The sequence below is a fragment of the Erwinia sp. E_sp_B01_1 genome (assembly GCF_036865545.1).
Classification (GTDB): domain Bacteria; phylum Pseudomonadota; class Gammaproteobacteria; order Enterobacterales; family Enterobacteriaceae; genus Erwinia.
In genome coordinates this window covers 1064997-1076926 of sequence record NZ_CP142208.1, presented here as the reverse complement: position 1 = coordinate 1076926, position 11930 = coordinate 1064997, and the positions used below count along the sequence as shown (strand labels likewise).

The 11930-nt window shown below is 52.7% G+C and carries 13 protein-coding genes; 2 read left to right on the top strand and 11 right to left on the bottom strand.

Translation table 11 applies throughout. The annotated features are described in order from the left end of the window. Positions 1–61: 61 nt before the first annotated feature. From VRC33_RS05120 to VRC33_RS05110, 3 genes are read right to left on the bottom strand one after another with little or no spacing between them, the layout of a single operon-like run. A complete protein-coding gene (locus tag VRC33_RS05120) occupies positions 62–514 on the bottom strand; it encodes a YaiI/YqxD family protein (RefSeq protein ID WP_338561535.1) in 453 nt (150 codons plus the stop codon). A gap of 12 nt (positions 515–526) precedes the next feature. Further along, a complete protein-coding gene (locus VRC33_RS05115; RefSeq protein WP_338561533.1) occupies positions 527–973 on the bottom strand; it encodes a YetF domain-containing protein in 447 nt (148 codons plus the stop codon). Between the two features lie 15 nt (positions 974–988). Beyond that, entirely contained in the window at positions 989–1504 is a 516-nt protein-coding gene (locus VRC33_RS05110; RefSeq protein WP_338561531.1) for a hypothetical protein, read from the bottom strand. Positions 1505–1619: 115 nt separating this feature from the next. On the opposite strand from VRC33_RS05110, the gene proC reads away from it, so the two are divergent. Then, complete coding sequence (proC, locus tag VRC33_RS05105; protein WP_338561529.1) at positions 1620–2429, top strand: pyrroline-5-carboxylate reductase; 810 nt, start codon at positions 1620–1622, stop codon at positions 2427–2429. Between the two features lie 117 nt (positions 2430–2546). On the opposite strand, the gene VRC33_RS05100 is transcribed toward proC, so the two are convergent. The 6 genes from VRC33_RS05100 to cspA all read right to left on the bottom strand — a co-directional run bounded on the left by VRC33_RS05100 (position 2547) and on the right by cspA (position 7326). Continuing rightward, on the bottom strand, positions 2547–4076 hold the full coding sequence (locus VRC33_RS05100; RefSeq protein WP_338561527.1) for an FAD-dependent oxidoreductase: 1530 nt from the start codon (positions 4074–4076) through the stop codon (positions 2547–2549). 260 nt (positions 4077–4336) lie between these two features. Continuing rightward, positions 4337–4642, bottom strand: a complete 306-nt coding sequence (locus VRC33_RS05095; protein WP_338576922.1) for a PsiF family protein — start codon at positions 4640–4642, stop codon at positions 4337–4339. A 144-nt stretch (positions 4643–4786) separates the two neighbouring features. Beyond that, the gene (gene iraP / locus VRC33_RS05090; protein ID WP_338561523.1) at positions 4787–5053 is read right to left on the bottom strand and encodes an anti-adapter protein IraP; all 267 of its coding nucleotides are present in this window, start codon (positions 5051–5053) and stop codon (positions 4787–4789) included. Between the two features lie 227 nt (positions 5054–5280). After that, positions 5281–5439 (bottom strand): hypothetical protein, encoded by a 159-nt coding sequence (locus VRC33_RS05085; RefSeq protein WP_338561521.1) that lies wholly within the window; start codon positions 5437–5439, stop codon positions 5281–5283. Between the two features lie 168 nt (positions 5440–5607). After that, positions 5608–6816: a multidrug efflux MFS transporter gene (locus tag VRC33_RS05080; protein ID WP_338561519.1), complete on the bottom strand. Its 1209-nt coding sequence runs from the start codon at positions 6814–6816 to the stop codon at positions 5608–5610. A gap of 297 nt (positions 6817–7113) precedes the next feature. Then, a complete protein-coding gene (gene cspA, locus VRC33_RS05075; protein WP_013200976.1) occupies positions 7114–7326 on the bottom strand; it encodes an RNA chaperone/antiterminator CspA in 213 nt (70 codons plus the stop codon). A gap of 755 nt (positions 7327–8081) precedes the next feature. On the opposite strand from cspA, the gene VRC33_RS05070 reads away from it, so the two are divergent. Then, positions 8082–8330 carry a biofilm development regulator YmgB/AriR family protein gene (locus tag VRC33_RS05070; protein ID WP_338561509.1) on the top strand — a complete coding sequence of 83 codons (249 nt, stop codon included), beginning with the start codon at positions 8082–8084 and terminating at the stop codon, positions 8328–8330. 252 nt (positions 8331–8582) lie between these two features. Here the strand turns inward: VRC33_RS05070 and VRC33_RS05065 are convergent, their stop codons facing one another. Continuing rightward, positions 8583–8876 carry an I78 family peptidase inhibitor gene (locus tag VRC33_RS05065; RefSeq protein WP_338561507.1) on the bottom strand — a complete coding sequence of 98 codons (294 nt, stop codon included), beginning with the start codon at positions 8874–8876 and terminating at the stop codon, positions 8583–8585. Positions 8877–9174: 298 nt separating this feature from the next. Further along, entirely contained in the window at positions 9175–11769 is a 2595-nt protein-coding gene (locus VRC33_RS05060; RefSeq protein ID WP_338561505.1) for an EAL domain-containing protein, read from the bottom strand. Between the last annotated feature and the right edge of the window lie 161 nt (positions 11770–11930).

Below are 11930 nucleotides of genomic sequence, written 5' to 3'. Positions count from 1 at the left end.
CGGTCTACCCTGCCCTCGCGCCTCGCCTGTTCAGCCCGCTGTTCTGTTCAAAAGGGGATGCTTATTTCTTGCGCTGGCTTTGCAGCCACTTATCCAGCTCATTGGCAAACTGCTGACGGTCGCGCTGATTCAGCACGGCAGGGCCACCAGTTTGTACGCCACTGGCACGCATCGTATCCATAAAGTCTCGGATATTCAGTCTCTGGCGAATGGTATCGTCACTGTAACGTTCACCGCGCGGATTCAGCGCGACTGCGCCCTTCTCCATCACTTCCGCCGCCAGCGGAATATCCGCCGTAACGACCAGATCGCCCACTCCGGCACGACGAACAATTTCGTTGTCCGCCACATCAAAGCCAGCGGCGACGCGCAGCGTGGTAATAAACCGGGAAGGCGGCACGCTCAGCGGCTGATTCGCCACCAGCGTAACCTGCATCTGCTCACGGTCGGCAGCACGGTAAAGCACTTCTTTGATCACTTTCGGGCACGCATCGGCATCCACCCAGATTGGCATCGCCATTTCCTTTTAATTTGAGACTGGAATGATAGAGATCTTGCCGTTCTTTTCGAGAATGGCAAATTTAATCTGATCCAGACGCTCCAGCCCTGCTGTACTGCGCGCAGAATTCATAATGTCATCCTGAGATATTCCCGCCCGGCGCGCTCTTTCCGGCAGCATCCGGCCATTTTCCACCAGAATCAGTGAGGTGCCGTCAATCAACATATCCAGGCGGGGAAAGCGGGACTTCAGCATGCCAAACAGGATATCCACTACGATCAGCGTAATGATGGTCAGCGAAGCACCGGTAACGGAAAAATCATTGCCTAACAGCGCCTGTTGTGTGGCTTCACTGATGATCAGCAGCAGGATCAGATCAAATGAGGTCATTTCCAGCAATGTGCGCCTTCCGGCCACTTTCAGCACCACCATCAGCAACAGATACATACTGACAGCACGTAATACTGTTTCCATTCCAGACTCCTGCGATTAAGGGTAGATCCATTGGGTAAAGTGCACGCTGGTCGTGTCATCAAGGCTGACCGTCACCGGATAACGGCCAAACTCCATCGCCTGAGATCCTATCCACACCGTAGCCCCATCGTGAAAGCTTTCGGACTGGTAAGTCAGTTCCAGGGTGTTGTTATGGCTGATAGCCTGCAAAGGCTGGGGTTGCAGAGACTGGATCTGAAAATTCTCCATCTCTTCACCGTTGAGTTTCAGCGTAAAGCGGCCCTGCTGCGGTTTCACGCGGATGGTCATGGCGACATCACTGTCGCGCAGGCCAAAACGTTCATACTCAACCCTTAGCGTCCCGTCCGAAGAGGTGGCGATGCCATCACTGAGAAAACCTTTTGAAAACAATCCGCAGGCTCCCAAAATCACCAGTATAAACAGGCAGGCAATGCCAATACGCTGAATGCGCCACTCGGTGCGCTGCCAGTACATATGTTCCTGGATGGGATAACGGCGACTTCGTTCTTCATCTTTTTGTTCAGTATCCATATTGCAGTCCTGGCCAGCCGATTACCGTTGCTTAAGCGTAGCCGAAGCTGAATTAAGGTGGGGAATGACGTAAGCTAGACCGGGACGAAAACTGAATGAAACAGGGAGCACTACGATGGAGAAGAAAATCGGCTTCATTGGCTGCGGCAATATGTCTAAAGCCATCATCGGCGGACTGGTGTCAGCCGGTCAGGTCAAACCCGAAAATATCTGGGTATACGACCATAAGCCAGCCACCAATGAGGCGATGCAGAAGCAGTACGGCATCACCCCCGCAGCCAGTGCGGAAGAAGTGGCTAAGCAGGCAGATATTCTGTTTGGTGCGGTCAAGCCTGCCGTCATTCTGAATGTGTTGAGAGAGATCTCAGGCAGCCTGAATAAAGAGACGGTGGTAGTGTCTATTGCCGCAGGCGTGACGCTGGACGCTCTGGCTACCGTATTAGGACACGATCGCAAACTGGTGCGTGTGATGCCTAATACGCCCGCGCTGGTCAAGGAAGGCATGACTTCAGTCACCCCTAACGTGCTGGTGACAAAAGAAGAAGCCGACGAGATCGTCGCCATCTTTAACGGCTTTGGCAAAGCGGCACTGGTTCCGGAATATATGATCCATGCCGTGGTGGGCGTCAGCGGTTCCGCGCCCGCTTATGTATTCATGTTTATCGAAGCGATGGCGGATGCTGCGGTGCTGGGCGGTATGCCGCGCGCGCAGGCCTATCAGTTTGCAGCACAGGCTGTGAAAGGGTCTGCTCAGATGGTGCTGGAAACCGGTAAACACCCTGGCGAACTGAAAGATATGGTCTGTTCACCGGGTGGCACCACTATTGAAGCGGTGAAAGTGCTGGAGGAAAAAGGCTTCCGCGCCGCAGTGATGGAGGCTATGCAGCAGTGTATGGCGAAATCCGAGCGGATGAGCAAAAGCTGACGGCAGAGGGGGAGACCTGTTCTCCCCCCAGACGGCTCACGAACCCTGAGCGATGGGAGCCTGCACTGAGTCAATAATTTCAGGGAGAGAAATATTCTCCCCCTTTTTACTCTCCCGTTAACTCAGCGCTTCTTTCGCTAATGCAGCCGCTTCCTGCATCGTCATGGGCTCCTGCATTCTCAACACCAGATCGGCCGTGAAAGTATAGAGTCCACAGGAGGCTACTGCGGCAAGCTGCCCTTTCTGCCCGTACAATGCGACAAACTTCTGCTCCTTTAGCGAGCCGTAAAGCTGATAGTCATCCCACTCTTCTGCATGGCCTAAATACTCATAACGGGTGCCGAACTGCGCTGTCCAGAAGAAGGGAACCCGGTCAAATTCATCCTTCAGCCCCAACATATTTTTCGCCGCCACCCGGCCCTGCTGCTGTGCTACGCGGTAGTGCTCAATTCTCATCTCACCGGCGGGGGTTGGGAAGGTGGCGATATCTCCGGCTCCCCAGACATTGCTGGCCACTTCCAGCGTTGCGCTGGTGGTCAGGCTGCCATCTTCATTAAGCGGAATATCGTGAATAAAGGAGGTGCCTGGCGCCACGCCGGTGGCCAGCAGCACGCTGTCAGCCGGAATGACTTTTCCACTTTTAAGCTCAACGGCACTGACATGACCACCGTCCGCTTTGAGTTCAGCAACGTCCCCCTCAATGAACTCCACGCCCTGCTCTTCATGTAAGTCACGGAAATAGCGAGCAATCTCTTCGCCAAACTGCGCTTTGAATGGCAGTGGATTACGTGCAATCACCTGAACTTTAATATCACGGGATCGTAAAGCCGAAGCCAGTTCCATGCCGATAAAACTGTTTCCGATTATCACCAGCTGTTTGCTGCTATCCACCTCGTTCAACAGCGTATCGGCCTGCTCAATACTGCGCAGAACATGCACGCCGGACAGCGCTTTGCCTTCCAGATCCGGGCGTTGTGGAATGCCGCCGCTCGCGATCAACAGCTTGTCATAATTCAGCGTCGATCCATCGGCAAAATGGAGCTGCTGCTGCCTGGTGTCCAGCCGTTCCACATCTGCCTGCTTGCGTTCAGCATAGGGCGAAAAATCGTCCTTCAGCAGCGGCGGAACTTCGCTGATTTTCATCTTCCCGGCAGGCACGAATTTTGTTAACACAGTACGATCGTAGGGGGCTTCACTTTCTCTGTCCACCAGCACTAACTTACCTCTGAAGCCCTCCCGGCGTAATGTCCATGCCGCCGCCGCGCCCGCGGCGCCCGTGCCCAGGATCACAAAGACCGGCTCCTGCTGGTCGGCTGAAAAGGCGTAAAGAGGTGGCAGAGGGTCGGGATCCACCTGCACCATGCCGTTCTCAATCCTGACCGGGTAACGGGTTAAATCGCTCAGGGCTAAAGGCTCACAGACGCTGCCGTCACTGATATCGAAATTGGCCTTATGCCACGGACAAACCAGCCGGCCTTTGAGAATGGCGCCCTGCTCCAGCGGCGCGCCTGAATGGGGGCATTTTCCCTGAAACGCTTTCACCGTTTCCTGTTCACGAATCAAAATAATACCGGTTTCACCCACCGGCACTCTGACAGGCTTAAGTTCGGGTAGATCCTGTAGCACAATGGCATTCTGATAGCTCACGACAGCGCTCCTTTCATTATTATGTTTTTACATTGCAGACTGATAAGCCTGGCATTTACAGGGGAATTGTCGGAATGAAAGCCGTTAAAGCAGCCTGATATTGTGATAACTTACTGTTTAATATGCTGAATAATTTTTTAATAAAGTATGAACGAAGCACTACGGGGAGGGCCAGCACGGGGGAGCGTCACAGAATGGTGGGAATAACAGCAGGGATAAAGCGTCAAAGGAAAGCGGGCCCGATCAAGGCCCACAGGGTCTCAGCTTTTTTTCAGGCAACTGCTCATAAAGGTTTTACGTTCATCCCCTTTCAGCATTTTATCGCCAGCTTGGGTATTACAGGTTTTCATTTTCATTTGTTGCGGCGACATGTTGCCCATGCTGTTCTCTTTCTTAAGGCAACTGCTCATAAACGTTTTGCGTTCATCGCCTTTTAACGCTTTATCTCCTGCCTGTTGATTACACAGGGTCATTTTTTGCTGCTGGGCGATTTTTTCTGCTGCACCGGCGTAGCTACAGGCCAGCAGCGAGAGCATGCCCGCCGCGATCAGATATTTCAGCTTCATCTCTGTTTTACCCCTCATTGTTGACCAGCCAGTTAAGTCTGGCAGGTATTCCGGGGCGGATAAGAGAATTAAGTGAAATTACGGGCGGTATCGCACTGTTGAGTTATTTAGCTTCTCACTGCACCCGTTGCGGGCCAGATAAGATTACTGGCGGGGATGAAGCAGCAGTCGCTGAATATAATTCTCCAGCATAACGGTGTCCTGGGGATTAATAGTATCGGCACTGTTAGCCGTGGCCGTGTCCATTGCAGTGGTAATGCTTTCTGAGATTTGCTGAAGCTGAGCACTGTCCAGTTTTCTCAACAGGGCGGTAACCACAATTTCCAGCGCCTCAACCTGAGCCACTAATTCTTTGGACTCTTCTTCTTTTTCTGCCAGTCTGACCAGCAGCTCTGCAATGAGATTTTTCATGGTGAGCGTCTCAAAAATATAAAGCAAGACGTTAGCATTGAGCCTAAAAAAGAAAACAGATAATTACCCTGTATTAATGCTACTTACGCAGGAAGAGTGATTAACTATTCACATTTGTGAAACGCCGCAAATTTTTGATTTAGCGAAACGTTTTGCTCTCCTCTTTGTGACTAAAGAGGCAGAAAGAGTGAAAACCAGAGGCAGCTTGCCTCTGGTTTATCAGGCCGTTAGCCGTGGCCCTGAGAGAAGCCGCCGCGTGGCCCGCCGCCACCGCCATGACCGCCGCCACCACCCCAACCCCCACCGCCACCCGGAGGCGGGAACAGACATCCACTCAGGGCGGTTACCAGCGCAATGACGCTTACTACTTTAATCAATCGACTCATCGTTATCTCCTCTTGGTAACGTTGGCGCTGATAGTAAGCGGCGAGACGCGGCCCCACAATGCAGAATCCTCCGGTTCAGGGCCGTTTTTACCGCTGGTCACCACGCTTAACGATTTCCTGTCGGAACCCCTTCAAAACGCTTAATCATCGGTCTGATTCAGGCGAGCATCAGCCCTGTTCAGCCTTCGGCCGTTTCCGGTTACGCCAGCTGATAATCAGTTGAAAGGTGTTTATCAGCACCACCACTGCGGTGGCGGCAAATACCCAGCGGAAACCGCCGATGGCCGACACGCCAGAACCAATCAGGGGGCCCACCACATTGCCCAGATACATAAATGACTGGTTATAGCCGAAGATCCTTCCGGTGACTCTGTCGCTGGAATAGCGTAACAACAGGGTCTGAACCGCTGGCATCATTGCCCCTTCAGCAAACCCCAGAAGAAAGCGCAAAACGCCAAGCTGGAAAGCGCTGCCAGCCCAGGACATCGCCATAAACAGCACGAAAGTCAGTATCAGCGCGGTAATCAAAATGCGTTCAGCCCCGATACGATCGCCCAGCTTACCCAGCTTCGGCGCCGACATCAGGGCAGAAACACCTGGAATTGCTGCCACCACACCGCTGATAAAAGCAATATTCTGCACATCCGGTTCCAGCTCACGGACAAACAGCGTCAGAATCGGGCTGATGGAGCCGTTACAGAGCTGGATAACCAGCGTCGTTAAAAACAGGCTGATAATCAGGCCGGGGTTTGCTAACGAACGGAATACCATGCTGCCGGTCAGATTATCCTCTTTCTTCACGCGCGTCTGAGCACCCTCTTTAATCAAAAACAGGGTGATCAGAAAACTGGTCATCAGCAAAGCGGAGGTAATCAGGAAAACAGCACGCAGCCCGACCCAGTCAGCGAGGAAGCCTCCCATCAGGGGCCCCATAATCACCCCGCAGATTTGGGCGGTGCTGACCATACTCATTGCCCACCCGCTGCGTTCCCGCGGCACCTGAGTAGCCACCAGCGCCATAGCGTTAGGAATATAGCCTGAGGTTAGCCCCATCAGGGCGCGTAGCAGGAAAAGTTGCCAGACATCGGTGACAAAAGCCTGTAGAAAAATGACCACGCCCATGCCCAGCGAAGCACGCAGCAGCATCAGCTTGCGCCCTTTACGATCGGCCAGGCTGCCCCACATCGGCGAAACGATGGCGGAAACCATAAAAGTGACGCTGAAGATTAACCCGGACCAGAGCGTTAACGAGCTGGGATCGGTTACCCCTAATTGCTCTACATAGAGCGGCAGAAAAGGAATGATCTGACTGATGGCGAGGCCGGTAAAGAGGCAGCCGAACCAGACTGAGATGAGGTTAACCTTCCAGGATTCCATCTTGCTGTAAACAGGGCCTTATGGCTGAAGTGCGAAACCAAAGTGTAACAAGGAGGTTTTAGCGATGAGTGGCAAATCAGGGGATAGCATCAACTTTGAAGTTTTACGCTGCACTGGGGGTGAAAACTGCAGGAGAGAGGGGCTGTCACTGACCGTTGATCCGGCAAAGGCAGTGTTTCTGACTACCAGGGTGAGGCGATGACAGACGCAAAAAACCCGCCATAAGGCGGGTTTTTCGTATTCTCGCTGGGGCTGCCTGAACAAAGTTCCGCTGCGTACCGGCGAAAAGTTCTCTAATTACAGAGCAGTTACGTTAGCAGCTGCTGGGCCTTTCTGGCCGTTTTCGATAGAGAACTCAACTTTCTGACCTTCTTCCAGCGTCTTGAAGCCGCCGTTCTGGATTGCAGAGAAGTGTACGAATACGTCTTTGCTGCCGTCGGTTGGGGAGATGAAGCCGAAACCTTTCTCAGCGTTGAACCATTTTACTAAACCAGTCATTTTGTTAGACATTTGTCTTTCCTTCAATAAGTATTAAGCCGCAAAGGGCACGGGGTTTGTCAACAGGGTGGACTTATGAGGCACTTAAGAAGGAAGTCAGGAAGAGATATCAGAGATAACCTTTTACTGAAAACTGCTTTACTAAAATTGCTCGCATACGTTGTCTGTTTCAAAACCGACGGTGCATTTACTCATAACAGGAGGGGCAGCACAAGCCCCACCCACAAAAAAAACCAAACTATTTTATAATCAATTGATTTAAATGATAAATTTCAACATCGCTGCAAGGCAAGCCTTTGCTATTAACAACATTGCTCAATAGTGATTACATTTTGTTCACTAACTGCTGGTTTTTCCTGCTGAGAATTTCGCTCTCAGCCAGCCATCTGGCTACTTAAAGGCGCTGATTAGAGCGTGGATATTCTGGCTGTACTTCGTGAATGCATTATTTAATAAGAGGGGCCGGGCTGAAAGGCGCCACTTTAAACCTCATCCATGATTTGCTGACCTTTCTCAATCGCGTTTAAATCCGCGAAAACAGTGCTTTTCTGCTGCCTTTCAGCAAAGCGAAAAGCAGAATGAAAATTATTTCTGATTGTTACTGGAATTCCTCCACGCGCCATCTAGAGTAATTAAAATCCCCGCCTGTCTATTTTCCAGGCTAAGTGGCTATTTGCCGTTCTGGTAAATTAGAGCGTCTCAAAAAACTATTTCCGATCTTATCGGTCAGCCGTCGGCAATCGATAACGCTTCTCTGGAGGTTAAGGATGGGACATTACTCACCCAGCGCAGGTCGCGCTATTACTGACTATTTTAACAGCCCCGCTTTTCACGCGCCAAAAGAGAGTGAATTACTGGCGGCGATTATGACCGAGTTAATGCGTAGCGGCAGGCCCACCAACAGCAAGGTGATTATCGCCACGGTTATCGCCAAACTGGAAGGAGAGGTCGATGAAGCTCTGCTGCAGGGTTACCGAAATCTGCTGACGCAATTACTGGAAGAAAAAGAGACATGATGTCAGCCGTCAGCTAAAACGCCCCAACCAGAACTGCGCTTTTCCTGCGTCTGGGGAGAAAGTGCGCAATAAATAATATCCCCGCTTCAACTTCCCTTTCGTCACTATCGCGAACAGCCAGTCGCTGAACTTCAGACAAAAAAAACCCGCACAAGGCGGGAAGAGACGAGCATTGCATGTTTCACAGTGACCGGCAGATCACTTTTATAACCCCGTACCTTACAGAGAAGTTATTGCAATCTGGTGACAAGGTTATCCGCAATAGGCACGAGTAATATTGCCCTGCGCATCACCCATAAAGTTCAGGCGGTTCAGATTGAAATCCATAGTGACCGCAGAATTGTACGGGATTGCCCGGACGGGATGGTCAAAACGCGCGTTGTCTACAGAGGACATCGGCTTGCCGACGTACTGCTGATAGTGAGAAGCGCCACACCTGTCCATCTCAGGATCCACCGGGGCGGAAGCGCCCCCATTTTTTGTCGCCGTCTGGCATCCGGATAGCGTAACCAGCGCGGTGATAATGGCAATTCCATAGAGTTTCATCACTTTTCTCCTGTGCATGTATCTTTGGTAACTCAGAGAAAGCCTACCAGACCCACGCACAGGATGATAATCGCATTTCGCCTCCGGGCCGGTTTCTGTGATCGCTGCCGAAAGGGCACAAACTGCGGCTTTTATCACCCGCAACTGGCACTATAATTTAAGAGGAATCTTAGTATGGAGGTGCTTATGGAACTGGTGGTGTTTGTGCTGTTTGCCGTCGTTATGACGATCGTAGCGGTACGTGTCCGCTAACTGAAAAAGCCCGTTTCCACGGGCTTTTTTATCTTCTCTCTGGCGCTTATTCCGGCTTCAGAGGCTCATTCAACAGCAGCCGGAACCGCTCAACCGGCATCGGTCGGCCAAGGTAATATCCCTGCCCTTCCTCACAGGCAATAGCCTGCAATTCCTGCAACTGCTCGCGGGTTTCAATTCCTTCCGCAGTCACGGTCAGCGAGAAAGCCTTGCCCAGGCCAATAATCCCTTCCACGATGGACAATGCCTGGGGCGAGTGCGGGAAGCCGTTCATATAAGAGCGATCCATCTTCATCCCATCGAAGGGGAACGTTTTCAGGTAACCCAGCGAGGAACAGCCAGCCCCAAAGTCATCTACCGTCAGCCGGACGCCGAGAAGTTTAAGCGCCTGCATCACTTTCAGCGCACTCTGCGGATTTTCCAGCGTAATATTTTCGGTAATTTCCAGCTCCAGCCGTCCGGCAGGCAGCCCGCTGTTGTTCAGGGCCGCAGCCACCCGGCTCGGTAGCAGGCCGCTGCGGAACTCAACCGGTGAAATATTCACTGAAACATACATAGGTTCAGGCCAGCTCATCGCATCAGAACAGGCGCGGTTCAGTACCCAGGTACTGATATCAATAATCAGCCCGGTCTCTTCCGCCAGAGGAATAAACCTGTCCGGCATAATCAAACCGGTCGGTGGATGCTCCCAGCGGAGCAGCGCTTCGGCCCCTTCCACCTGGCCTTTTTGCAGGTCATAGCGCGGCTGATAGAAGAGCCGCAGCTCGTCCCCGACAATGGCTTTGCGCAGATTCCTTTCCATCTCACGCCGGTGTATCAGCTGCTCAGCCATTTCCGGCGTATACCAGGTCCAGCGGTTTCGCCCTTCATGTTTGGATTTATACAGCGCTATATCTGCCAGTCTCAGCAATTCATCGGCCTGCATCGCATCTTTCGGTGCCAGGGCGATCCCCAGGCTTGCGCCGATAAAGGCATCGTGCTGACCCAGGCTGAAGGGACGGCGGATCTCCTGCAGGAGTTCGCGACAACAGGCCGATATCTCCTCTTCCCCGGCCAGCCCGGAGACGATCAGGATAAATTCATCGCCCCCCTGCCGTGAGACCAGATCCCCGGCTTTCAGGACGCTTCTGAGACGATGGGAAACTTCATTCAACACGCAGTCCCCCGCGGCATGGCCCCAGGTGTCGTTGATCGGCTTGAAGTTATCAAGATCCAGACTGATCAAAACCAGAGGACGCTCCAGTGTAGGCTGTGCCTGAAGCCGGCTTAACAGGAATTCACTCATGTATAACCGGTTAGGCAGCCCGGTCAACGCGTCATGCTGGGAGAGATAATGGATTTTCGCCTGGGCTTCAACCTCCAGCGTAATATCGGACACCGTGCCACGATAGCCGATAATTTGCCCATTCCGGGTAACGGGATTCGCTATCAGGCTACAGATTCTGGTCGCCCCTAATGCGGTAACGGAATAGCAGCGCAGCGCGTGCCGCAATCCATCTGCACGCTGCTGAAATATCCAGTCAGAAACCCTCTGGTCATCATGCCGCAACACTTCATCAATGGATTTCCCCAGCAGATGCGCGACGTCAAAATGCGTCACCGCAGCAAACCGCTGCGAGAGATAGGTCAGGATCCCCTGCGCATTGGTTTCCCAAATCCAGTCCGAGGCGGTTTCAGCCACATCGCGGAAACGGGACTCACTGGCAGCCAGTTCGCGCTGGCTTTGAATCAGCTGCGTGAAACGCTCATCAGACAGCACAGCATTATTCATCGCCTGCTTAATTACCCTGCGCGCCGCCAGCCCGATAATGATCGCCACGCCAAACAGCATAGGCAGCAGGAAAAATAACAGATTGCCGCCGGGCTGCAATGAGTCCCAGCGGATCACAATCGGTGAATCATCCGGCACATCTTCGTTCAGCAACGGGGATTTAAAAGCATCTTCGGCACCGTTGGGGATGCGGGCATTCTCCACGCCAACGCTGATGCCAAAGGCCTTCAGCTTCTCCGGCGTGAAAAGATTCACAAATACCATCACCGACGGTGGGCCAGGCATGGTCCCCAGTCCGGGGACTTTTCCGGTTGAAATAGGGGCGGCGGCAACGATAGCCGGCGTAGAACCAATCATCGCGTTCTGCGTCATGCCACTTTCGTCACCGGCCAGCGCTCTGGCGTGCTTGATCAGGGGAACGGCGTGGATCCCCAGCCAGCTTTCCAGGGGTAAGTCGGAGAGTTTGCCGTTAATGACCGCATAACGGGTGCGGCCCTCGCCATCCACCACAAACACCCCTTCATAGTGGTATTCGCTGTAAAGACCGGGGCCGAAATTTTGCTGATCGAAAGCCCAGACGGAATCCACAGTCAGATGCAGACGATTCCAGGCCTCGCCCCAAAAAGCATAATCCCGGATGTCGGTCAGGATGCTCTGGCGGCTGTCTTTCCAGGCATTGTGCAGCAGAAAGGATTCCTGTCTGATCGAGTCCTGATTCTGTCGCCAGGCAATCCCGATGACCATCAGCATCGCCATCAGCATCACGAAACTCAGCAACAGGGATAAAGAGATCAGTATCCTTCGGGTAAAAAAGGTTGTTTTGTGGCCCTCAGCGGCAGGCAGTGGGCTGGCTACAGGTGGAAATCTCATACAGTGGGGACCTTGTCAGGCATTCATTCAAAACGTCCCTGTGGTTCAGTGCCTGTGCGGCATAAAAATCTCTGGTCCTCTCGTCCTCCGGACGCGATCGTCAAAGCACTATCGGCCTGGGAAGCGAACTATTTAGGGTGTTTTTGCAGGAATGCTGCACG

Bases quoted from the DNA above. Each gene is read 5' to 3' on its own strand.
- VRC33_RS05080 (WP_338561519.1), bottom strand. From the start codon at position 6,816: ATGGAATCCTGGAAGGTTAACCTCATCTCAGTCTGGTTCGGCTGCCTC.
- VRC33_RS05065 (WP_338561507.1), bottom strand. From the start codon at position 8,876: ATGAAACTCTATGGAATTGCCATTATCACCGCGCTGGTTACGCTATCC.
- VRC33_RS05085 (WP_338561521.1), bottom strand. From the start codon at position 5,439: ATGAGTCGATTGATTAAAGTAGTAAGCGTCATTGCGCTGGTAACCGCC.
- VRC33_RS05070 (WP_338561509.1), top strand. From the start codon at position 8,082: ATGGGACATTACTCACCCAGCGCAGGTCGCGCTATTACTGACTATTTT.
- cspA (WP_013200976.1), bottom strand. From the start codon at position 7,326: ATGTCTAACAAAATGACTGGTTTAGTAAAATGGTTCAACGCTGAGAAA.
- proC (WP_338561529.1), top strand. From the start codon at position 1,620: ATGGAGAAGAAAATCGGCTTCATTGGCTGCGGCAATATGTCTAAAGCC.
- VRC33_RS05110 (WP_338561531.1), bottom strand. From the start codon at position 1,504: ATGGATACTGAACAAAAAGATGAAGAACGAAGTCGCCGTTATCCCATC.
- VRC33_RS05095 (WP_338576922.1), bottom strand. From the start codon at position 4,642: ATGAAGCTGAAATATCTGATCGCGGCGGGCATGCTCTCGCTGCTGGCC.
- VRC33_RS05115 (WP_338561533.1), bottom strand. From the start codon at position 973: ATGGAAACAGTATTACGTGCTGTCAGTATGTATCTGTTGCTGATGGTG.
- VRC33_RS05120 (WP_338561535.1), bottom strand. From the start codon at position 514: ATGCCAATCTGGGTGGATGCCGATGCGTGCCCGAAAGTGATCAAAGAA.
- VRC33_RS05060 (WP_338561505.1), bottom strand. From the start codon at position 11,769: ATGAGATTTCCACCTGTAGCCAGCCCACTGCCTGCCGCTGAGGGCCAC.
- iraP (WP_338561523.1), bottom strand. From the start codon at position 5,053: ATGAAAAATCTCATTGCAGAGCTGCTGGTCAGACTGGCAGAAAAAGAA.